This window comes from Palleniella intestinalis (genome assembly GCF_013166595.1).
Lineage (GTDB): Bacteria > Bacteroidota > Bacteroidia > Bacteroidales > Bacteroidaceae > Prevotella > Prevotella intestinalis.
This window is the reverse complement of sequence record NZ_JABKKG010000003.1, coordinates 159,653-182,781: the sequence shown is the minus strand read 5'-3', so window position 1 is coordinate 182,781 and position 23,129 is coordinate 159,653. Positions and strand designations below refer to the sequence as shown.

Here is a 23,129-nt window from a genome sequence, read left to right as displayed (position 1 = left end):
GTTAAACTGTTATTTGTTCTGCTTTATCATCTCCGAGAGCCTCTCCAATGACGGAAGGAAGTTATGGCTCCACTTGCCTATAATCCTGCCATCCTTAAGGAGCAGCAGACCGGGATTGCTTCGGACTATGGTCTTCAGCGTCGTTCCGTCGGTGAAACAGAAAGGATATTCCGCGCCGGTGATGTTCCGCCAGTGCCCAATCGCCTTTTCGCCACTGGATGTCAGGCAATAGAACCGGTGGCCGTTGTCGTCCGCAAACTCATAAATCCGGTCTATCTCACCAAAATTGGAGTCGTCAGCCTTCTCAATAAAAGGTGCTATGAGCAGGAACGTGCAGCCTTTATAGGACAGCACATCCTCGGTTATGTCTTCGTCACCGGAGGTCATTATCGAGAAGTCATGTATCGGAGGGACATACCCTTGCTTGACAACGGTTGTCCTGCTGTCAACAAATGTCCATGTGGAGTCCGGATAGTTCTCCAGCGAGAACTCCTCCCGCCTGCCGTCTTTCTCCAAGATGAAGACAGTCTCAAACTCCGGTTGCTCGGCGTCTTCCGGCACAATCATCCCCTGACGTATGTCGGCTCCGACATGATACGGGCGGAAATCCACCACCGGCAAGTCGTAAAGACACCATCCGCTAAGCACGATTGAGCCTGCAACAGTGACATGCACTGTCATCCATTGTATGTTTTTGCCAAGCATGCGTGGCATTGACAGCGGGTAGCGGGCAAGCACGATGGCACAGACCATGAGGAGCAGGTTCTTGATGAGTGTGTCCCTGTTCGTCAGAACAAGTGCATCGCCGAAGCATCCGCAGTCCTGCACCGGGTCGGCAGCATAAATCCAGACGCTCAGCAACGTCATGAAAGCCATGAAGGCAAGCACAGCCTTCGATGTCTTGCGACGCCATATTGCCAGCAGGATGAACACGCCCATGGCAAACTCGACAGTTGACAATGCCACGGCACAGAGCAGAAGCAGGGCGTCCGGAATAGTGTTTCCAAGCCCGAGGGCTGCAAGATAGTCCTGGAACTTGTAGACAGTCCCTAACGGGTCGACAGCCTTGGAAAAGCCCGAGAACACAAAAACCACGCCAAGCAATACCCTGGAGAGGTTTACTATGACAGCATTCGCAATCTTACGTTTATCCACAGGCTTCTACATTTTTGCCGCTTCCATGAACTTTATGACACCAAACACCGCATAGTTGATGATGTCCATATAGTTGGAGCCGATGCCTTCCGAAGCGATGGTCTCGCCATTATGGTTCTCGATTTCCTTGATGCGCTCTATCTTCGTGAGGATGAAGTCGGTATAGCTGCTCACACGCATGCCTCTCCATGCCTCATCATAGTCATGGTTCTTCTTCATCATCAGCAACAGGCATGCCTCGGCATACTCGTCATAGAGTGCCATAGCCTGGTCGTTGGTGATGTCTATCTCGTCCACAAAGCCATTATCAAGCTGGATAAGCCCTACAATACCGTAGTTTATCAACGCTATAAACTCAGGGAAAATGCCCTCACCGACTTTGGATTCCCTCTTTATCTCCAACGAACGGATACGCTTTGCCTTGATGAAGAGCTGGTCGGTCAGTGACGACGGACGCAGCATCCTCCATGACGGCTTATAGTCATAGAGCTTCTTCCGGAAAATATCTCTGCACAGTTCCAATGCTTCATGGAACTGACTTTCTGTCTTCTGCAAGTCTTTTGCCATTACGGTTTGCTAATTTGGGGCAAAGTTACTCATTTTTCCCCAATTTCCCAAACTTTTCACCTTATTTTATATTATGCACTACCAAGGAAAATGCAGATAAATTCATGCAGCACCATTTTGGCACAATAAAACAAAAGCCTACACGTTATATAAAAGATGAAGAATATTTTGATAATAATACTCGCTTTGCTGCCGGCTCTCAACGCCGGCGCACAGGACAGGTCGGTGGAGAACCGCCCGTATACAGACCTGCGTCCGTTCCATTTCGGCGTGGTTCTCGGCACTCACTTGCAGGACATGGAACTGAACAATGTCGGTCCCGTCACCATAGAGACGGAGGACGGAGGGCAATACACATCTGTCGTAAGCGTTGACCAGGACCGTTGGGATCCGGGCTTTCAGGTTGGTGTGCTTGGCGAAGCGCGCCTCGGAGCACACTTTGCTTTCCGCCTTGCACCGATGCTTTATTTCGGCACAAAGCACCTTACATTCCACAATCGGACAGACCTTGACGAGCAGGAACAGCCGCGAGAGGTGGTGCAGAACATGAAATCCGTGTACATCGCGGCGACAATGGACATGATTTTCAGTGCGAAACGTTTCAACAACCACCGTCCTTACATCGTTGCCGGACTGACTCCGATGTTCAATCTGACAACAAAGGCGAACGATTATCTGCGCCTGAAGAAGTACGACATATTCCTTTCTGCGGGCTTGGGGTGCGATTTTTATCTGCCTTTCTTCAAGCTCCGCCCGGAACTGAAGTTCATGTACAGCCTGACAAACAGCCTTGACACGAAGCATGCCGGCACTCTCCGCGACGAGAGTATGCTGCCCTACGCCTACTCCGTGGACAAGACACGCACGAAGATGATTTGCTTGTCACTGTACTTTGAGTAGTTACGCTTTTTGCTACATAGCAGCTTATGACATGACAGTCCACAGCTTGTTCCTACGAACAGACTGTGGACTATTTCGTTGTATTGGTATTTCCACGGGGCAGCAGAAATCCTGTGGGATATGCACTTGTGCTGTATGCCCAACCGCTGAAAGAGGAGAAGAATTAGAAAACTCACACCATTTTTGCCCTCTGAGAATCGTCTGTAGATTTTTTCGCAAGGGAATTACGGAAATTCCTCAAATTTAGCCGCTTTATCATTCTTCTGAAAATCAAAGCATTAGCAACAAAACAGCACTTATGGGGCATGATAAAGCACGCCAATTCGTTACCATTTACCCTGCAAACCATAACGCTTTGCAGTGAAAATCAATACCTTTCGCACTGCCAAAGGTATTGATTTACTGTCTGAATGACCGGCTTTGACTGAATGGAGCATGATTTTTCACGTAACGAAGGCTTGTTTCTCACATTATGATAAATAGAGGATTAGAAAACTCATGCACTTTTTTTCGATAACATCCATAAACAAATCAGGCGGTATCCGTGCGTTACAGATACCGCCTGACTCCATAAACAGCTATGGCAAACCAACCTATACGCAAGTCGTGTTTGCCGCAAAACAACGGCAACCACTACATGGAAGTCATGTCATTTGTCAAGCTCGAGGACGATTTTGCCTACATATATGCCGGATTTTCCGTTCTGGTCGGCAGGGACATCCTTGCCGTCAAGGTCCTTGGCATACTGCAATTCGGTGAAATAACTGTGGCTGTGGCCTCCAAGAACGATGTCTATGTTGCGTGAGCCTTTTATCATCCCGATGTCGCCACGCTCGTCCCAGCCAAGGTGGGAGATGCAGATGACGACATCACATTTCTTCTTTTTCTTCAAAAACGTCCCCATTTCCAGCCCGCAAGCAATAGGGTCGTTGTAGGTAACACCTTTGCAGTTTCCGGCAAACACAAGCCCTTCGAGTGGCGGACAAAGGGCGAATATGCCTATTTTCAGACCGTTACGTTTGATGATTGTATACGGTTTGATGACATCCTCAAGCTCCGTGCCCTTGAAGTCGTAGTTAGAACAGATGAACGGGAACTTTGCCATGCGTGCGTTGCGCAGAAGATTTTCCAGTCCGTAGTCCCACTCATGGTTGGCGATTGTCGACGCGTCACAGCCCATCTCATTCATCAGCTGCACCTCCACGTCACCCTTGAAGAGTGTGTAGTAGGAAGAGCCTTGCGAGAAATCACCCGAATCGATGTAAAGGAGGTCAGGGTCTTTCGTCCGCTCCTCGTTAATCAGCGTGATGCGCCGCAGGTATCCGCCACGTCCGGCAACGCTCTTGTCGGAAAGATTCGGGTTCATCGGCAGGACGCATGAGTGCGTGTCATTGGTGTGAAGTATGGTGAGCCGCTTCTGTGCGTATGCAGGCAGCAGGGTGCAGGCAAGGGCACAGACGACAATGGCTTTAATCTTTATAGAATCAATCATAGTTTTCCGCTTTTTTGTTTACTTTGAATTCCGGCCTTTCATGCTTACTTCAGCACGACACGCCCCTCTATTTCCGCATCTACAACCTCACCGGCCTTGTTCTTCTCGATGAAATAGTCGACAATGAATTCTCTTGTGCGGGCTTGCTCATCCTTAGGGGATTTTATGTCAAAACCTTCAGGAAGCACCGCAAAACCGTCGTTTCCTTCAGCAAGATAGTTCAGTGTGACAATGCGGTAGGTGCGGTTCGGGTCTATCGGCTGTCCGTTGAGGGTGACCGATTCCACCTCCCTGCCCTTTATGACGAGGGCTGTTCCCTTTGACAGGCCGCACCCGTTGCTCTTGGCTATCTGGTCGAAGAGTGTCTTCATCTGCCCGCCTGTAAGGGAGATGAAAGTGATGTAGTTCTCAAAAGGCGCGACGTCATTGACATCACCGAACGTCACATCGCCGGCGGGAAGTGCCGCGCGGATGCCTCCCATGTTGTAGATGCCGAGGTCGGGCTTCTCGCCGTACCGCCTGCCCTGCCACACCATGATGTCCGCAAGGAGGTTGGACAGCTCGCTTTCAGGATTGTGTGCCGCCATGTATTTGGCAACCTTGCCGACAACCGGTGACATTATGGAATCGACAATGTGCTTGTAGGGCGCAAGAACCTCCACGCCACGCGCATCGTCGGCAAAGGTGCTGTCGACAAGGATGCGTTCCCGTGTGACATTGGTGACATGGTATTTCTGCCCAAAAGCAGAAATGGCAGCCGTCAAAAAGACGACTGCCACAACTATATATTTCTTCATTTGCATAGATTACAGTTTGTCGTTGGAGCCCAGTACGTCAACAATCTTGTGGATGTACATCTGCTTCATTGCCTCACGAGCCGGTGTAAGGTACTGGCGAGGGTCGAAGTGGCTTGGGTTCTCTGCGAGATACTTGCGGATGGCAGCTGTCATTGCAAGACGTGAGTCGGAGTCGATGTTAATCTTGCAAACGGCAGACTTGGAAGCCTCACGGAGCTGTTCCTCAGGAATACCTACTGCATCAGGCAACTTGCCGCCGAACTCGTTGATTGTATCCACGCAGTCCTGTGGCACGGAAGAAGAGCCGTGGAGCACGATTGGGAATCCCGGGAGCTTCTCCTCGATTTCATGAAGAATCTCGAATGCGAGTGGAGGAGGCACGAGCTTGCCTGTCTTAGGGTCACGTGTGCACTGGTCCGGTGTGAACTTGTATGCACCGTGGGATGTGCCGATAGAGATAGCGAGTGAGTCGCAGCCTGTGCGTGTAGCGAAATCGATAACCTCCTCAGGCTTTGTATAGTGAGACTCCTCAGCAACAACCTCATCCTCAACACCTGCGAGCACGCCGAGTTCAGCCTCGACAGTCACGTCGAACTGGTGTGCATACTCAACGACTTTCTTTGTGAGAGCGATGTTCTCCTCGTAAGGGAGTGAAGAACCGTCAATCATTACAGAAGAGAAGCCCATGTCGATACATGACTTGCAGGTCTCGAAAGAGTCACCATGGTCAAGATGAAGAACGATTTCAGGATTAGGGCATCCCAACTCCTTAGCGTACTCGACAGCGCCCTCTGCCATGTAGCGGAGGATTGTCGGGTTAGCATAGTTACGTGCACCGCGTGACACCTGCATGATGACAGGTGACTTTGTCTCCACTGCTGCCATGACGATAGCCTGCATCTGCTCCATTGTGTTGAAGTTGAACGCAGGGATAGCATAACCACCGGCAACAGCCTTCTTGAACATCTCGCGAGTATTTACGAGACCAAGTTCTTTGTAATTTACCATAGTTTTTTATTTGTTTATATAGTTGAACTGTATATCTTCGGTATAGTTTTTTTGTACCGCAAAGTTAAGAAAATTATCAATAAGTACCAAAAAGTTTGTTAGTTTTTTTGTTATTTTGGAGAAAAACATTATATATATTTGGTCAACTCGTTTTTTTTTTGTTATTTTGCAGCAGGTTTTTCTTATAAAAAGATTCATTCACGATAACTAAACTTTTTAAATACATATAATATTATGGTGAAAATAACGAAAGAAGCCGCCCTTGAATATCACGAGGCCGGCCGACCCGGTAAAATCGAGGTAGTGCCAACAAAACCTTATCGTACTCAGACAGACTTGTCATTAGCGTACTCACCGGGCGTGGCATATCCTTGCCTGGAGATTCAAGATAATCCTGATTCTGTTTACAAGTACACAGACAAGGGCAACCTCGTTGCCGTAATCTCCAATGGCACAGCCGTTCTCGGACTCGGTGACATAGGCGCGATGTCAGGCAAGCCTGTCATGGAGGGAAAAGGCCTTCTGTTCAAAATCTATGGCGGAGTGGACGTCTTCGACATTGAGGTTGACGAGAAAGACCCGGAGAAATTCTGCGAGGCAGTGGAGAAGATAGCACCGACATTCGGCGGCATCAACCTTGAGGACATCAAGGCTCCAGAGTGTTTCTACATCGAGGAGCGTCTGAAGAGGACACTTGACATCCCTGTCATGCACGATGACCAGCATGGTACGGCAATCATCTCTTCAGCAGGCCTTCTCAACGCACTTGAGGTGGCAGGAAAGAAGATTGAGGATGTGAAGATTGTGGTCAGCGGTGCGGGTGCGGCAGCCATAATGTGCACAAAGCTGTATGTCGCCCTCGGCGCAAAACTGGAGAACATCCTGATGCTTGACTCCAAGGGCGTAATCACCAGCGACAGACCTAATCTTACGGAAGAGAAGAAATTCTTCGCTACAGAACGCCGCGACGCACACACTCTGGAAGAGGCAATGAAGGGTGCAGACGTGTTCCTCGGACTCTCAAAGGGCAATGTTGTCAGCCAGGACATGATACGTTCCATGGCAGAGAACCCTATCGTCTTCGCATGCGCAAACCCTGTACCGGAAATCTCATACGAGGACGCAATGGCGGCACGCCCTGATGTCCTCATGTCAACAGGACGCTCTGACTATCCTAACCAGATAAACAATGTCATCGGATTCCCTTACATCTTCCGCGGAGCACTGGACGTTAACGCATCTGCAATCAACGAGGAAATGAAGATTGCGGCTGTACATGCCATCGCTGACCTTGCAAAACAGCCGGTTCCGGATGTGGTGAACCAAGTATATAAGGTGAACAACCTTACCTTCGGCCCTGACTATTTCATTCCGAAACCTGTCGACCCACGCCTCATCACTGAGGTTTCCGCTGCTGTTGCAAAGGCAGCCATGGACTCAGGAGTGGCACGCACCTCTATCACTGACTGGGAGGAATACAAGCGTAACCTGCGCCGCAAGATGGGCCAGGAGACAAATGTCACACAGTCACTTTACGAGACCGCACGCAAGCATCCGCAACGCGTGGTGTTCGCCGAAGGACTCCACCCGACAATGATAAAGGCTGCCGTGCAGGCTAAGCAGGAGGGCATCTGCCAGCCAATACTTCTCGGAAACGACGAGATGATTGCAAAGAAAGCCGCCGAACTGGATCTTGACATGACAGGAATAGAAATCATCAACCTCCGTCATGACAGAGAAATGGCACGCCGTGAGAAGTATGCACAGCTGCTTGCTGAGAAATGCTGCCGCGAAGGGTATAACTTTGAGGAGGCAAACGACAAAATGTTCGAGCGCAACTACTTCGGCATGATGATGGTTGAGACAGGAGAGGCTGACGCATTCATCACTGGTGTCTACACAAAGTTCTCAAACACCATCAAAGTGGCAAAGGAAGTAATCGGCATACGCGACAACTACAAGCACTTCGGCACAATGCATCTCGTCAATTCAAAGCGTGGCACATACTACATCGCTGACACTCTCATCAACCGTCACCCGGACAAGGACACGCTGAAGGACATTGCACGCCTCACAGCCGACTCCATCCGATTCTTCAATGATGAGCCGAAGATGGCAATGATCTCATACTCAAACTTCGGTGTGGACAAGGATGGCAGCCCAAGACTTATGCACGATGTCGTGGCAGAGATGCAGGCTGAATACCCGGACCTGAAGATTGACGGCGAGATGTCTATCGACCTTGCACTTGACCATGAGCGCAGAGACAAGAAGTACCCATTCCTCCGCCTGCACGGTGAGGTAGTGAACTCAATGATTTTCACAAACCTCTCGGCAGCAAACTCTGCCTATAAGCTCATAAAGGGCTTCTCTCCTGAGACTGAAGTGATAGGCCCTATACAGATGGGTCTTAAGAAGCCTATCCATTTCACTGACTTCGACTCTACAGTTCGTGACGTGGTCAACATTGTTGCCGTGGCTGTAATCGATGCTTACGTGAACAAGATAAAATAAAGAACATTACCTTACCTTTCCATGGGGCTGCACCTATTTGAAGTGCAGCCCCATTTTTTCATATCCGCAAAAAAAGGCTTTTCACAACAAAAAACATCTTTTTCAAAGCATTAAACATGAAAAACACGTAAAACGTCCATATTGCAAAATGTCAGGAATACTCTACCCTACCATAAATATATGTCACAAAAAGGAACAATAAGCACAAACAATATGCAAAAATATGCTGTTCAGAGAAAACACAAAGAATCGTGATAAATGCGAAAAAGTGTTACATTTACACTATACACCGCGAAACCTGCTTGACCCCTATCAATAATAACGCTTTTTTGAGTAAAAAACAACATAAATATTTTGTCATGTGCGAGAACAGTCGTACCTTTGCATCGTCAAAAGGAACAAAGGATGTAGAGACATCAAAAAGTACTGATGACAACAGGACTTGAAACACAGTCTTGACACAAAAAAGAAATTAGTTTTTCATAGATAGTATATAGTTAGGTTTTAGTTATTAGGTAAAAGTTAGTTAGTTTAGATTGTATTAGATTTTTAAGTGTAAAAAGATTTGTTGTTAATTCAGGTAACACCGACCAGCCGTGAGGCTCGTCTTTCTTTTTGAAAAGTTTAGAAATCAATACAAACAAGATGTGCAGACATTGTGAAATGTCTGCACATCTTTGTTTTATGCCTCTGTCTATGCGATACATACTCTTATTACCCAAACGGGAATATAACAGCCATAACACAAAAAGAGCGTCCACAGACTGCACATAAGATGCAAGTATCTGCGAACGCTCCTCAGAAGGATATTCTTTATAAAAACACTGTACTGGCAAACCTAATTATATAAATGTGTAAACCATGTCAGAAGGCTTTCAGGTTTGCCAATCCCAGTTTGGATGAATCTCCTTTTTTCCTTATGTTCGGAAAGGCGCAAGACTTTAATCCGTCTGGACAACCAAATAGTTGGAAAGTTCCCAGAACTGCTGCGGCTTTGTTATGCGCAACACTTTCTGTCCGTTGTTCTCCACCAACTCATAAGAGCCGGCAGGATGGTTTGTGCGTATCTTCGCCTTCTTTGACTTCAGATTAATTGTGGTGAGGGTTCTCTTGTCACTGATGACAAACACGTTCTGGTCAAAGTCACCCTTCATGAGTTTTGACTTGCGCAGGAAACCAGTCTCGATGACCTTATGCTTCTTGAGATTTGATTTTGTGTCTACAGTGTAGTAGCAAGTGTTCAGCTCGTTCTCCAACTGCAATGACGCTTTCTGCGCAGCATCCTTTTCTGTTGTCACGTTAGCCACAGCAGTGTTGAGGGAATCGACAGAGTTCTTCAACTGTCCAATACGCTCCTTTGCAGCAGTAAGCTGTGTGCGCAAGTCTTCAATCTCTGTTGTTTGTGCCTCTATCTGTGCACGAAGCGCCTCGATGGTTGTTTGGAGTTCCTTGTTGAAAAGTGTTGATTTCTTCAACTTAGCCTCAAGCTGTTCAAGCTGTTCCCTTCTTTCCTGCAAAGTCTTCTGTATGGTCTCCATGTCAGCAAGCAACTGAGCGCGTTGTGACTTGTTCTCCCCTGACTTGGAAAGCGTAAGTATGTTCTCAATATGCTTTATCTGTTCCATTCCCGAAGACACTTCGCCCACAAGGCGTAAAAGTTGGTCACGCTCACTGACAGCCTCTGCAAGTTCCTGCTTTGAGGCTTCCATGAGGTTTTGCTGTTCCTTTGACTGCTTGTCGTTGCCACAAGCACAAAGCAGTGCCAATGCGGCAAGTGATGTGATGATTTGCTTTTTCATAATGTTTCTCCTATTTTGGTTATTAACTGCCGGCAAAATTATGACTTATTCTTGGATAATCAAAATATGTGTCAATATCTGACATAAATGTGTCAACGAATGGAACTGCACCGCAAGCCGGCATAGACAAAAGAGGCGTGTTTAAGCGGCTTTCAGACGCCTTTCGCCACATTTTAACAGACAACACAGCACTTACCCTGATGTGCAAATTTCAGTTTTATTTTGTTAAAGGATGTTACCCCCCCGAAATTGCAGTTAAAATACAATAAAATTATTATCTTTGCATTAGAGAACTATATTAAGGAGTGCTTTACGAGTGGTTAATAACATTACTATCAGTAAAGTCTCTATACAGAATATTGGCAAAGTACGAGAGTCATGGTTTGAGATTCATTTGAATAGTAATAATGCAGAGAGAGAATTTGAGCCCCAGAAAGTCTGAGGACTTCAGGGGCTCTTTTCCTATCATGAAGAATGATGAACACAGAGCCGGAAACCATTAGCATGACAATCCCATACTCTATCATTGCCATCAAAGGAGCTGCGGCATGCTTGACATGGCTTGCAGGCACTTAACCAGAAATCTAATTCATAAACTATGAACCAACCATGCTGAAAGGAAATATCACGTTTGTCTGCACTGATTGTGGACAAGAATTTGACGAGATGGGAATACAATGGAAAAACACCAATTTGATTACACCGGTGAAATGCACAAAGTGTGGCAGCATTCGCACTTTCCCTAAAATAATATCATGGCTTGACAAGGTCAGGTATAAGATATTGTGGAAACAGATGGAATGACAAGCAACTTCTCTTGCCGAACTTGCTTGCATAGCCGGAATTTCTCTTTACTGTTGCTCTTTTTAACTTGAAATATGAGCAAAAAAAAAGCGATGACCTTCACAGGCTACCGCTCTTAACTTCAATAGGTATTAGTCTTTTTCTAAGGTAAAGAGATTGTTTTCAGGATAACGAGTGCAAAGATAAGCACTTTTCCTGAGAGTTGCAAGTATTTTGACTGTGTTTTTTGTGTCATGATTTTTGTGTGCGGACACAGAAAGTATTTTTAACACAAAGAAAGAAATCATCACAAAAGATTCCGTTTTCTTGACTTCCATATCCAATAATGGCAAGAACTTTCACATTATATAAGGAATATGGTATAGGCTTTGGATTGTGCGCCAAAGGAGAAAATTGCAATAAAGACTTAAAATATTTTGTTTTCTCAATAAGTTTCCGTATTTTTGTCCTGCGCTTTCATTATACGCAAATCTTTGATATGCCTATTGATACAAACAACTATATAATTATGATAGACCAAATTATCGATTACAACAAAAGTTTTGTTGCGAACAAGGAGTACGAGAAATTTGTTACCGACAAGTATCCTGACAAGAAACTTGCCGTGCTCAGTTGTATGGACACGCGCCTGACAGAGCTGCTTCCAGCGGCGTTAGGTCTGAAGAATGGTGACGCGAAAATCATAAAGAATGCCGGAGGACTGGTGATTTCCGCATTCGATTCAGCGATGCGCAGCCTGATTGTCGCCATCTACGAACTTGGAGTTGAGGAGATTATGGTTGTCGCCCATTCCCATTGCGGTGCATGCCACATGAGTTATGAGCATTTCCATGAGCAGATGATAGCCCGCGGAGTGACAGACAGCACACTGGCAACCATACGCAAATGTGGCATTGACCTTGATGCATGGCTTGAAGGATTCAAGGACACACCGGAGTCAGTGCGCAGAACTGTGGAGACGATAAGAACCCACCCACTGGTTCCGAAGGACATCATTGTGCGCGGTTTCATCATAGACTCAGAGACCGGAGAGCTTGAGGAGATGTGATTGCTTCCTTTGGTTTGCCGGAAAGGCAAGTATATAAAACGTGGTGACACGACCAAAAATAAAGGTTGTGTCACCACGTTTTATATTTGATTATTGCATCTTCCGTACATCAGAGCCAGACAAGCCGGCACTGATTGTACAGGCTTATTTCATCATTGCTCTGCACGAGCAGAGACAACATTCCAATCAATGATGTCCCATATTGCTTTTACATGCTCTGCCCTCCTGTTCTGATAGTCAAGGTAGTAAGCATGCTCCCATACGTCAATGGTCAGCAACGGGCGCAGTCCGTGACGCAATGGGTTGTCAGCATTCTGCATCTGAAGGATTGAAAGTTCACCATTCTCGTCCATTGCCAGCCATGCCCAGCCGGAGCCAAAGAGCCCTATGGCGGCTTCGCTGAGCTTTTCGCGCATGCCCTCCATGCTTCCAAAAGCGCGGTTTATCTTCTCTATAAACGCTGCCGACGGTTCGGTTGACTTGGCATTGGGTGACAACTGTTCAAAATACAGTGTATGGTTCACTACCTGTCCGGCATTGTTGCCGAGCGGCCCTGTGGCTTTTGCCGCAATCTCTTCTAATGTATTGTCCTCAAACCCGCTTCCTGCAACAAGCCTGTTAAGGTTGTCTACGTAAGTCTGCAGATGCTTTCCGTAATGCAGGTTGACAGTTTCTGCGCTGATAGCCGGCGCGAGTGAGTCAGCGGCATAGCCGAGTGCGGGCATTTGAAATCTCATGTTATCCATAGTTGTAAGCGAATTAAAAGTTTAAGACCAAAGGGTCAGATTGGGGACTTTGTATGGCACAGCCGCCTGTCTTCCGGCAACAAGCACCGCCATTACTGCCACTGTGCCATATTTGACTTTACATCAATAGTTGTCTTTCATCACCTCAAAGTAAGCCTGTGCATGCAGACATGCCGGGCATTCCTTCGGAGCGGCACTTGCTTCAACAATGTATCCGCAGTTGCGGCACTGCCAATAGACTTTGCCATCTTTCTTGAAGACAGTGCCTTCCTCAAGGTTTTTCAGCAGTTTGCTGTATCGGCTTTCGTGTCCACGCTCCGCAATAGCAATGTTACGGTACATCTTTGCTATCTCGTCAAAGCCCTCTTCCTCTGCTATGTCGGCAAACTTCGGATAGTCAACTTCCGCTTCTTCATGCTCGCCTTTTGCTGCTGCCTGCAGATTTTCAACGGTTGTTCCAATCACTCCGGCAGGGAATGAGGCACAAATCTCACATGTGCCGCCTTCAAGATACTTGAACATACGCTCCGCATGCTCCTTCTCCTGGTTGGCTGTCTCCTCGAAAATGGCAGCCACTTGTTCAAATCCTTCTTTCTTAGCCTTTGATGCGAAATAAGTGTAACGCATTCTGGCCTGACACTCACCTGCAAATGATGACATCAGATTCTTCTCTGTCTGAGTCCCTTTAATACTTTTGTTCATAATAAGTGTGTTTTTAAGGGTTTAACTTTTTAAGCCTGCCAATAATGCACTTCCCGTGGTCTTGGTCCTGAGCCAGTCACCGGCACTGTCGGCAGCCTTGGTTGAAAATCTCGGTGGCAAAAGTACTAAGAAATTGCATAACCAACAATTGTTTTTGCGTTTTTTTGAACATGTAAGAATATTTTTTATAAGACATTCTTTCATAAAGTTAAATCCATAATAAAACAGTGTTCATGATTGAAAAATCATTAAACACTGTCTGTTTGACACGCAAAAACAGATGTATTGCGCAAAAGTGACCGATTATTCGCTCAGGAGCCTTACCACATTCTCCGAATACTGCCTGCTGATAGGCAGTGTTGCCCCGTTAACGAGTGTGACGGACTGCTTTGTGAAACTCTTCACTTTACCCGCTGCCACAATATATGAGCGGTGTGTACGTATGAACTCTGTGGGGGACAACCTGTCGCCAAAGGATTTCAGCACGCCACGCGACATGATTGGCTTGTCGCTGAGCCTGTGTATCCTGGAATAGCCTTCCATGGCTTCTATATAAAGGATGTCGCTCAATGGGATGCTTACATTACTATATTCCTGCTTGACCACAAGATTCTGGCTTGCGGAGTTCATCGCATTAAATTCGATTCTGCGCAAGGCTTTTGTGCAGGCGGCCTGGAAACGGCTGAATGCGAATGGCTTGTGAAGATAGTCGACGACATCAAGATTGAAGCCTTCAAGTGCGTAGTTGAGATAAGCAGTCGTGAAAATGACGCAAATCTCCTTAGGCAGCTGGCGTGCAATGGCAAGTCCCGTGATGTTTTCCATTTCTATGTCAAGGAACACTATGTCAGGCCTTTCTTGGAGAATGGCGGCAAGCCCCTCTTCCGGGTCAGAATATGTACGGAGCGCGAAACCGTCCATCCGTGTGCAGAATTTCTCTATAATCTCCAGTGCCAATGGCTCATCGTCAATGGCTATGCAGTTTACATTACTGTTCATTATTGCTTATTGTTGCGTAGTGCTTTTATGTTTGGTTTATGGCAAACGCCTGTTTGCCGTGGATTGTTGGCTCTGCGGAGCAACGTATGGTCAGAAGAGCTGTATGGTGAGTGATACATTGAACTTGTTGTCTGCTTCCGAGACTTCAAGCGTATGTTTTCCCGGAAACAATGCTTCGAGACGCGCACGGCAGTTCTCCATGCCCACAGGCAAATCGCGGCGGAACTCATGGGCATGCTTCATCACACTATTCTGCGTCTTGAACGAAAGGGTTCCGTCCTTCACGGTAAGGCGTATGACGATGGAGCAGTCGTGGCTTGGCGATGTGCCATATTTGAAAGCGTTCTCAACGAAGGTGAGGAATATCATCGGAGGCACCGTCACGCCATCGTTATCGATGTCATGGCTCCAGTCCACGGTGGTGTGCTTGTTGAGGCGCAATGCCTGAAGGTCTATGTAATTCTGTATGTAGGTCACCTCATCTTTCAATGTCACAGACTCGTTTTCTATCGTGACGTATGTATATCTCAGTATTTCCGTGAATTTTATGAATGCGTCCTCAGCCTTTTGCGACGTCCCTATGACAAGACTGTACAGCGAATTGAGCGTGTTGAAAAGGAAATGCGGGCTTATCTGGGCTTTGAACATAGCCATCTCCGCCTTGTTCTTCTGGTTTTCAATCCTCTTTTTCAGCAACAGCTGCTCATAGAGTTCATTGGCAAAAGAGACCGTGAGGGAGTAGCCTACCACCAAGGAAAACATAAGCCACATGTTCAGCATTATGCCTTGGTCACGGACACTGGTCTGATATTCTGTCATTGCCGGGGTGATGAATTCCACGTCAGGCAGGGGAAAGTGGGAGATAAGAATGTTGGAAAGGATGAAGAGTGCAATGGAGATACCTATCTTCTTGTACTTTCTTGCAATCATCAGTTTCGGGAAATTCAAATACTTTATCGTGAAATAGCACATATAAAGATAGGCGCATGCAAGGAAGAAAAAGCCGGTCCAGCGCACAAGCCAGTAGCGTGCAGGCCCGAGAATGACGATGAGCGGCACGAAGACAAGGCAGAAGAACAGGTCAAAAACGAGGGTCGTGCTGTGTACTGAAAATTTCATGTGGGAAAAGAATGTTACATGGATTCGGATGGATGACAGCCTGAAAGATTGTTTTCCTTTGGGCAGCAAGGCGGTTTATCACCATGGCAACACTTGCACATACAGCGAAGAGTGGCTGAAGATTGAGGGTTATGCTGCCACATTTCCGTCTGCAAAAGCAGCAGACAGAAAATGTGACAGCTGTGGCAGTGTGGCAGATGGCTGCCTATTTCTTCAAGGCAAGGTTGTAGTTGTAGTACTTTGTGTTGCCTGTTATGTCCTCTACAACCTTCAGGAACGGAGGGAATTTGACTTCCTCATGGCAGGTCTTCTCCTTTGTCTCAAGAATCATAAGGCCGGAGACAGGTTCAAGATAAGTGTCCAACTCAAAGTACTGGCCGCACCAAATAAAGCTGCGGCGCTGCTTGCGTATCGTGGCACGGTAAGGGTCTGCCTGCTGCAAGAGTGATTCGTAAAGGCTGTTGCTCACTTGACGTTCTGTGACAATCTTCTCCTGTGGGGAAATCATCTTTGTCGTCGTATGGATGTTTATCGCCTGTCCATCCTGCCAGCGGCGGCGCAGACGCACTTCGCGTCCCGGATCGGCGACAAGGTAAGTCTGGACTATCTCACTCTCAATGCATTCCGGCAACTCTCCGGCAAGTTCCACAATGTATTTGCGCTCTTCCTTTACAGGCAACGGGAGTTCAAGGACTTGGGATATTTCGGTCAGCACACGGTTGAGCTTTAGGTCAAAGTCGGAACTGTTGTCGATGACACGCACATGTGGGTGGGTGAACCATGCATCGAACACTTTATGGTCAAGCATGCGTGCTATCTTCAGCCCTTCTTCGTTTGCCTGCTCATATCGGTTGGCATTTGTCTCAATGGTATAGAACTCCTCTGCCCCATCGGCAGCAGTGACAAGATGCAGGACAGCGTCATAACGGTTGCGCAACTCCTCGGTGGTGTAACCTACCTTGCCACAGATGTCCTCCCAGATCTCATGAGAGATGTAGGTGGAGATGTCCATTGTGCCACGGTCACAGATTATGACACACGGTTTGTCAGGCGCGACAGTCTCTGCCATTCTCTGCACACTGTCCTCAAGGGCAAGCTGCATCTGTAGGATGACAAGTTCGCCTTCGTAGTAGAATTTCTTGTTGTCCGTAAGGTAGTTCCAGCCGGTCTGAGTAATCATTGTAGGAACTTCCGGAACTGTGAACACTTTGTATCCAAGACTTGAGAAATGTTCTCTTATCCTTACAAGGGCTGTTGTCTTGCCTGCACAAGGGCCGCCTGTAAGAACTATTCGTTTGATGTTATTCATATATTATATATAAAATGAGCAATATACAGATGTCATGCCGTACTTATGGTAAAGCATGGTTCATGGTTGTGCGGAAGACCGTCAGCGTCTTTTCTTGAAAAAAGACTGCATAAGAGCCTTGCATTCCTCGCACAGCACACCTTCCGTGACTGTAGCTTTAGGGTGGAATGCCTTGGGAGCATACTCACGATAGCCGCGCTTCGCATCGGGACAGCCATAGACAATGCGTGAGAGTTGTGCCCACCCTATGGCACCGGCACACATGGGGCAAGGCTCTACTGTGACATACAACGTGCAGCCTTGCAGGTACTTGCCTCCGAGAGTGTTGGCGGCAGAGGTTATCGCCTGCATCTCAGCATGGGCGGTGACGTCACACAATGTTTCTGTTAGGTTATGGGCACGTGACAGCACCCTGCCATTGCTGACAATGACTGCTCCTATGGGGATTTCATTGTCATTGGCAGCTTGCTCTGCCTCTTTCAATGCCATACGCATGAATCTCTCGTCGTCTGTCATAGAGTGTCAGTTTGTAATTGTAATGTTATCAGTAGTCATGCAAATTATTCTACATTTGAACCTTATCGTGCGTGGATTGGATGTAAGTGCATCTATCGTACAGTTAGCACAAATTCCTATATGTAAGCCAAACATGACAATTACTTTCAAAATGTCACATATACAGGCATTTTCCTAAACTCAAACAACAATGAATGTTAAAACATCATTGATTTGGCGGAAGGTAACGCTTTACTTGGTGAAAGGTAACGTTTTGTACTGTCAAAGGTAACCCTTCGCACGGTAAAGTGTTATCTTTCATTTTGCCACTTATAATCTCATTGTTTTGTAGAGGAGACATCTATACAGAGAAAATATCATACTCCATGGAATTACTATACAGTTCTCACAATGCAACGAGATGCCAAAGCCTGCGCCGTAACTGCTGCATAAGGAAAGAGGCTGCCGCTCTGCATAACTGAAAATAGGGACAAACTGAAGTCAGTCTGTCCCTACTTTCTACATTTCAGTCTATATTCTATATTTTATTTGATTATTGAAAGAACCTGCTTTGCAAGAGCGTTCTCAGGGTCAATCTCCTGAAGTTTCTCGAAATATGGCTTAGCGGCTTCATTGTCATTCTGTATCTTGAAGAAATAGATGCCAAGGTACTGGCAAGCCTCTACGATACGTGCCTTGTCACTGTTGTCCTTGATGCCGGCAGCACTGATAGAGTTGAAGAGAGCCTCATAGTATGGACGTGCAAGTCCGAGTTTCTGATCAGGGTCGATGATAGAGCTTGTACGAGCTGCCATGAAATTGGAGTAGTCAGCTGAATTAGGGAACTTCTCTATCATGTCCTTATAGATGGCAAGTGCCTTGTCCACGGATTCCTTCTGCTCTGCACCGGTCTGCTCTGCAGCCATGTTGCGGTAGATATTTGCAAAACCTGCATAGTCATTTGCACTTGCCTTAGGATTGAGCTTCAGATACTCCTCGTAAGTTGCAAGTGAGTTGACAAGGTCACCCTTTGCCTTGTAACAGTCAGAGAGGTCTTTCAAAGCTGCAATCTTCTGAGTTTCAGAAGTACAGCAATCTATCTGCTTCTTGTAGTTTGCTACAGCGTTGTCAAGGTCGTTGATGCCTTCGTATGCAAGTGCGGCATACTTATAGTCCATTGGAGTGAACTTGGCAGTATCGCTCTCATTGAAAAGCTTGTTTGTGTACTTCACCGCATCCTCAAACTGCTTCAACTCGACAGAGTTGTACATTGCAAGACGGTTGTAGCCGGCATTGCGTGGTGTGGACTTGAGGCCGAACTCTGCAATCTTCTTTGAGAGTTCGTTCTTCTGTGAAGCGAATGCTACAAGGGCATACTCTGTCATATAGTATGGCTCCAGCTTGGAAAGGTCTTCGAGCTGAACCTTCTGGTAAGCCTGGAGGGCAAGCGGCATATAGTCAGAGTTCTTTGTTGCAGACATATAATAGATGTGTCCTGCCTCTGCATCAACAGGATAAGTAGGGTCTACAGTGCGGAGCTGTTCAAGTGTCTGAACAGCCTGCTTTGGGTCACGGCCACGATAGATGAAAGCATACTTCTTGTATGCCTCTGCTGCCTTCGGGTTGAAGTATATGGCATTCTGATACCAAGCAGCTGCATCGCCCGGATTATCATTGTAGACCTCAAGGTCACCAAGAAGGATATAGCCCACGGCTGTCTTGCCTTCCTTCAACTTCTTCTCTGCATCAACGGCGAGATTGGCATACTTACGTGTGTTAAGGGTGTCCTTCACATCAAGATAAGCACGGCCTACCTTAGCCAGACCTGCTGCATTTTTCTTCCAGTCCTTGACATCCTTGACAAGGGATTCCACCTCTTTTGGGGACTGTCCGGACTTAACTGCTTTCACTGCTTCATCGAAAGACTGAGCCATTGCTGAGCCACTGACAACCATCAGGGCACCAGCCAAAAGATATTTCATTGTATTCATAAATCTTTTTGTATTAGCTTGGTTATTTGTATTTGTGTTAGTGATTTATCTTACTGTTTTTATTTCCGTATGCAAAATTAAGACTATTTTTCGGATGTGCAAAACATGTGTCAATATCTGGCATAAAAGTGTCAACAAATGGAGATATATCCCAAACCGCACTTGGCGTTTCGCTTTCCTGCCTTTGCGCACATTATGTGTCCGCGCATCTGACTAATCTGTCTGCACCTTGCGCCACTGCAAGTCTCCACGATAAGGAAGAAGCGCTGACTTGAGGACAATCTTCTGCCCTATTGGTGACTGCATGAAGTTCGCAAAGCCGACAGGAAGACCGTGATATGGGTCTACCAGCAAAGCGTAGACAGTGCGCGCGAAAGGATAGCGGCCGTCAAGGAGGTATAGCTGATATGGCTTCCATGAGTTCATTTCATCTGCCTTTGCGCCTTCCACCTGGCAGACGGACATGACATTTATGTTCTTGTTGAAGGTGACATTTGTCGTGTCACGCTTGTCATTAAGCCAGTTGCTGCCGATGATTCCTATTGCGTTCTTCGTTTTCTCAACATAGTTGATGACCTCCGCACTTGTATTTACAGCTGTTATGTTAGGGCTGTTGATAGGCTTTCCTCCAAGGATTGAGTCTACAGCCCAATGGACTGCTGCGGATTTTGCGTTATCAAAAACGACGTCTATTTCACCTAATTTGGAGTCCTTGTTAACCTCATTCCAATTACGCACCTTACCACTAAGGATGCGTTTGATGTCGTTAACATGTATGCAGGAGTCAACATTGTCCTTGTTGATTATGAATGCAAGCCCGTCATAACCGAGAGGGAAATAGCGTGGCTGCAAGCCGTTAGTCTTGAAGTAGTTCAGTTGCTTTGCACTATAATTGCGCGCAGTGATGATGAGGTGGACCTTCTGCTCCATCAAGGCATTGAACGCATCAAGCTCATTGGTATATTTCGGAGTGACTTTCGCATCCGGATAAGTGGCATGGAACACCTTTATCTCTTCATTGATAATGGGACTGAAGCTCTCATCACACATCACGGTCATCTCTCCTGAGGCGTATGTGTCGGTTCTTCCGTTAGCGGATTTCTTCTTACATGCTCCAAGAACCATCAGGGATGTAATGGCTATGAGGGATATATATATTATTTTCTTCATTGTTTATGGTATTAATTTAAGGATAACCTATCGTACATCAAGCATTTCTCCACCTAAGGAAAGCTCCGATTGCCTGCATCTTGCAACCTTCTTTTCTGCACATATAACATGACTCGCCTCTGTTCTATACTGTATATTCGCTACTACGAATAACAGATTCTTCCACATATAAATTGTTAGTCATTCTTGGACTTCGGCAACTATATTTGCAGAAAACCAACAATGCAACTGTCAAGAACAAAGATTTGTCAGCACTTGTGGCAAATATGCATTGACTTCCGTTGACAATGAAGAGTAGAGGAAAACCCCTCTTTGAGAAGCCTCGCCCTACTCTTCATATATTACATAGTTTTTATATCACATATTACTGGAGACGGAATACAACCGGTACGAAGTACTTCACACGAACAGGTGCGCCGTTCTGCTTACCAGGAATCCACTTAGGCATTGACTTGACAACGCGCTCTGCCTCCCTGTCAAGTGATGGGTCAACAGACTTCATTGTCTTAACGTCAGTCACACTACCGTCACGTTCTACGACGAACTGGACAGTAACACGGCCTGAAATGCCATTCTCCTCAGCAACTGCAGGGTACTTAACGTGAGAAGAAAGATACTGCATAAGGGCAGCCGGACCGCCAGGGAATGCAGGCATCTGCTCCACTACATCGAACACCTTGTTCTCCTCCTCATGCTTAGGAGGTTCCGGTGCAGCGATTTCCTCGACAGCCTTGAGGACTGTACCGCCCTCTTCGTCGTTACCCTCAACAGTGAAGGCACCAACGGCTGTCTTACTTTCGTTAAGTTCTTCCTGAGTCTTCATTTCCTCCTCAGGCTTCACTTCAGAGTCCTTCTTGATGACAGGTGGTGTGAAGGCAATAGAAGACTTGACCTTCTCTACCTGCTTAACCTGCTCAATCTTTGGAGCCTCAGTCTTTTTCTCAACCTTAGCTTCCTTCTTCTGCTCAAGGAGAGATGCCTCCATCTCAGCCTCGAACTTGGCCTTCTGTGATTCCTGATAAGAGTTGTACATTGAAAGACCTACATACGCCAACGCAGCAACGGCAGCAACGAACACCATTGACCATAGGTTACGTCTGCCTGTACCTTTACGCAACTGGTAAGCACCATAGGCCTGATTGCGACCTGAGAAGACAATCTCAGTCCAATCGTTTGAAATAAGATCTATTTTTGACATAGTTCTGTTCTTTCTTTTTATGGTTTAACAATTTGCCATATCACAGATTACTTGATACCGGCTGCGTTCAGAAGACGCATGTCGTCATCATTAACCTGGTCAATAACATACTTACCGATTGCGCAAATCTGCATTTCATCAAGTGCGTCAACAAGGTTCTTGTATGAAGCTGTGTCCAGAGCCTTGATGATGATTGTAAGAACCGGAACCTTGCCGGTCTCAAGCTCACCATTCTTGATTTTTGTAAGACGTGCATTATAAACTGAGTCTGTCATAGACTTGTCTTTTGCGCGCTCTGCATCAAGAAGGGCTTTGGAAGCCTTGATGTTCTTTACAGGTGTGTAGCCTTCCTCTGTCTTGTGGTTGATAAGCACATCACGGAGACCTTCCGCTCCCCATGTGGTCTTTTTCAGACAAGCAGGGTTATCATAATCAGGAATACCGTCAACATGATATACAGCATCATTTCCTGCAAGATACAGTGTGATAGTCTGTGACGCTTTTGTTGCACCACGATCCTGTTCTGCGACATTCTTATCGTTACTTGGCATCGTCAACTGCATTGACTGAGGTTTGCTCAAAGATGTACACAGCATGAAGAAGGTGATAAGCAACATCATCATATCCACCATCGGAGTGAAGTCCACTCGGGTCTCCGCTTTTTTCTGGCGGCTTGCTTTTTTCTTTGCCATATTATTCGCCCTCCTTCTTTAACGATGTTATAAGATAGTAACGGTTCTCACTCATGTCCTGAAGCTCAGACATCATCTTCTTGACAACCTTATAAGGTGTCGCAGCATCAGCCTTGATAGCAATCTTCATGTCAGAACCGAATGATGAGCTGCGAGCGGCATCCACCCACATCTGGAACTCGCTCATACCTCCATTGATGCTGTCGGTAGGAACGCCCATGCTCTTCTGCAGTTCGTTGACATCAGAAGCCTCATGCTTGAGGACATTTGACATTTCTGACACCGGCATACCGAAAGATGCGAGAGCTACGAAGTTCTTCACCTGCAGTGGTGCAAGGTCAAGACCAGTCATCTGGCTCTGAACGTTCTCAAGCATTTCTTTCATGTATCCAGGCTTGTCCAGGCTGAGGAATATCTTGCCTTCCTTGTCTACAAGGATTTGCAGAACCTCTGTTTCCGGGACTTTGATTTCAGACACGGAGCCAGGTGTATTGACCTTCACGACTTCATTCTTCACGAATGTTGATGTCAACATGAAGAAGGTGAGAAGAAGGACCATGACATCTGACATCGGGGTCATATCAATCCAGACGTCGGCTTTCTTAATTTTTACTTTACCCATAG

At 46.5% G+C, this 23,129-nt stretch carries 21 protein-coding genes; 4 read left to right on the top strand and 17 right to left on the bottom strand.

The window, feature by feature from the left end; genetic code table 11:
- Positions 1-9: 9 nt before the first annotated feature.
- Both HPS57_RS14570 and HPS57_RS05475 read right to left on the bottom strand, forming a co-directional pair.
- On the bottom strand, positions 10-1,155 hold the full coding sequence (locus HPS57_RS14570; protein ID WP_172180977.1) for a BT_3928 family protein: 1,146 nt from the start codon (positions 1,153-1,155) through the stop codon (positions 10-12).
- A 6-nt stretch (positions 1,156-1,161) separates the two neighbouring features.
- On the bottom strand, positions 1,162-1,722 hold the full coding sequence (locus HPS57_RS05475; protein WP_168354630.1) for a DUF1599 domain-containing protein: 561 nt from the start codon (positions 1,720-1,722) through the stop codon (positions 1,162-1,164).
- Positions 1,723-1,878: 156 nt separating this feature from the next.
- On the opposite strand from HPS57_RS05475, the gene porT reads away from it, so the two are divergent.
- Positions 1,879-2,622, top strand: coding sequence for a type IX secretion/gliding motility protein PorT/SprT (porT, locus tag HPS57_RS05470; RefSeq protein WP_172180975.1), 744 nt, complete (start codon positions 1,879-1,881; stop codon positions 2,620-2,622).
- Between the two features lie 649 nt (positions 2,623-3,271).
- Here porT and HPS57_RS05465 read toward each other — a convergent pair.
- The 3 genes from HPS57_RS05465 to HPS57_RS05455 are packed head-to-tail and all read right to left on the bottom strand — an operon-like array spanning position 3,272 to position 5,919.
- Positions 3,272-4,114, bottom strand: a complete 843-nt coding sequence (locus HPS57_RS05465; RefSeq protein WP_172180973.1) for a bifunctional metallophosphatase/5'-nucleotidase — start codon at positions 4,112-4,114, stop codon at positions 3,272-3,274.
- A gap of 44 nt (positions 4,115-4,158) precedes the next feature.
- Entirely contained in the window at positions 4,159-4,911 is a 753-nt protein-coding gene (locus HPS57_RS05460; RefSeq protein ID WP_172180972.1) for a 5'-nucleotidase C-terminal domain-containing protein, read from the bottom strand.
- Between the two features lie 9 nt (positions 4,912-4,920).
- Complete coding sequence (locus tag HPS57_RS05455) at positions 4,921-5,919, bottom strand: class II fructose-bisphosphate aldolase (protein WP_172180970.1); 999 nt, start codon at positions 5,917-5,919, stop codon at positions 4,921-4,923.
- 234 nt (positions 5,920-6,153) lie between these two features.
- Here HPS57_RS05455 and HPS57_RS05450 point away from each other — a divergent pair, with 234 nt between their 5' ends.
- Positions 6,154-8,433: an NADP-dependent malic enzyme gene (locus HPS57_RS05450; RefSeq protein WP_172180968.1), complete on the top strand. Its 2,280-nt coding sequence runs from the start codon at positions 6,154-6,156 to the stop codon at positions 8,431-8,433.
- A gap of 941 nt (positions 8,434-9,374) precedes the next feature.
- On the opposite strand, the gene HPS57_RS05445 is transcribed toward HPS57_RS05450, so the two are convergent.
- Complete coding sequence (locus tag HPS57_RS05445; RefSeq protein WP_172180966.1) at positions 9,375-10,232, bottom strand: Cbp1 family collagen-binding glycoprotein adhesin; 858 nt, start codon at positions 10,230-10,232, stop codon at positions 9,375-9,377.
- A 609-nt stretch (positions 10,233-10,841) separates the two neighbouring features.
- Here HPS57_RS05445 and HPS57_RS05440 point away from each other — a divergent pair.
- Together HPS57_RS05440 and HPS57_RS05435 are read left to right on the top strand one after the other, a co-directional pair.
- Positions 10,842-11,036: a hypothetical protein gene (locus tag HPS57_RS05440; protein WP_172180964.1), complete on the top strand. Its 195-nt coding sequence runs from the start codon at positions 10,842-10,844 to the stop codon at positions 11,034-11,036.
- 508 nt (positions 11,037-11,544) lie between these two features.
- Complete coding sequence (locus HPS57_RS05435; RefSeq protein ID WP_172180962.1) at positions 11,545-12,084, top strand: beta-class carbonic anhydrase; 540 nt, start codon at positions 11,545-11,547, stop codon at positions 12,082-12,084.
- 152 nt (positions 12,085-12,236) lie between these two features.
- Here HPS57_RS05435 and HPS57_RS05430 read toward each other — a convergent pair whose 3' ends face one another.
- The 11 genes from HPS57_RS05430 to HPS57_RS05380 all read right to left on the bottom strand — a co-directional run bounded on the left by HPS57_RS05430 (position 12,237) and on the right by HPS57_RS05380 (position 23,127).
- Positions 12,237-12,830: a superoxide dismutase gene (locus HPS57_RS05430; RefSeq protein WP_172180960.1), complete on the bottom strand. Its 594-nt coding sequence runs from the start codon at positions 12,828-12,830 to the stop codon at positions 12,237-12,239.
- Between the two features lie 123 nt (positions 12,831-12,953).
- Positions 12,954-13,532, bottom strand: a complete 579-nt coding sequence (gene rbr, locus HPS57_RS05425) for a rubrerythrin (protein WP_172180958.1) — start codon at positions 13,530-13,532, stop codon at positions 12,954-12,956.
- A gap of 303 nt (positions 13,533-13,835) precedes the next feature.
- Positions 13,836-14,531: a LytR/AlgR family response regulator transcription factor gene (locus HPS57_RS05420; protein ID WP_172180956.1), complete on the bottom strand. Its 696-nt coding sequence runs from the start codon at positions 14,529-14,531 to the stop codon at positions 13,836-13,838.
- 90 nt (positions 14,532-14,621) lie between these two features.
- Complete coding sequence (locus HPS57_RS05415) at positions 14,622-15,650, bottom strand: sensor histidine kinase (protein ID WP_172180954.1); 1,029 nt, start codon at positions 15,648-15,650, stop codon at positions 14,622-14,624.
- Between the two features lie 205 nt (positions 15,651-15,855).
- Positions 15,856-16,950 carry an AAA family ATPase gene (locus HPS57_RS05410; RefSeq protein ID WP_369811462.1) on the bottom strand — a complete coding sequence of 365 codons (1,095 nt, stop codon included), beginning with the start codon at positions 16,948-16,950 and terminating at the stop codon, positions 15,856-15,858.
- 90 nt (positions 16,951-17,040) lie between these two features.
- Positions 17,041-17,475 (bottom strand): nucleoside deaminase, encoded by a 435-nt coding sequence (locus HPS57_RS05405; protein WP_135939989.1) that lies wholly within the window; start codon positions 17,473-17,475, stop codon positions 17,041-17,043.
- 524 nt (positions 17,476-17,999) lie between these two features.
- Positions 18,000-19,445, bottom strand: a complete 1,446-nt coding sequence (locus HPS57_RS05400) for a tetratricopeptide repeat protein (protein WP_172180950.1) — start codon at positions 19,443-19,445, stop codon at positions 18,000-18,002.
- A gap of 213 nt (positions 19,446-19,658) precedes the next feature.
- A complete protein-coding gene (locus tag HPS57_RS05395) occupies positions 19,659-20,615 on the bottom strand; it encodes a PstS family phosphate ABC transporter substrate-binding protein (RefSeq protein WP_172180948.1) in 957 nt (318 codons plus the stop codon).
- A gap of 364 nt (positions 20,616-20,979) precedes the next feature.
- Entirely contained in the window at positions 20,980-21,813 is an 834-nt protein-coding gene (locus HPS57_RS05390; RefSeq protein ID WP_135939986.1) for an energy transducer TonB, read from the bottom strand.
- A gap of 47 nt (positions 21,814-21,860) precedes the next feature.
- Positions 21,861-22,505, bottom strand: a complete 645-nt coding sequence (locus tag HPS57_RS05385) for an ExbD/TolR family protein (protein ID WP_172180946.1) — start codon at positions 22,503-22,505, stop codon at positions 21,861-21,863.
- Between the two features lies 1 nt (position 22,506).
- Positions 22,507-23,127: an ExbD/TolR family protein gene (locus HPS57_RS05380; protein ID WP_172180944.1), complete on the bottom strand. Its 621-nt coding sequence runs from the start codon at positions 23,125-23,127 to the stop codon at positions 22,507-22,509.
- Positions 23,128-23,129 lie beyond the last annotated feature (2 nt).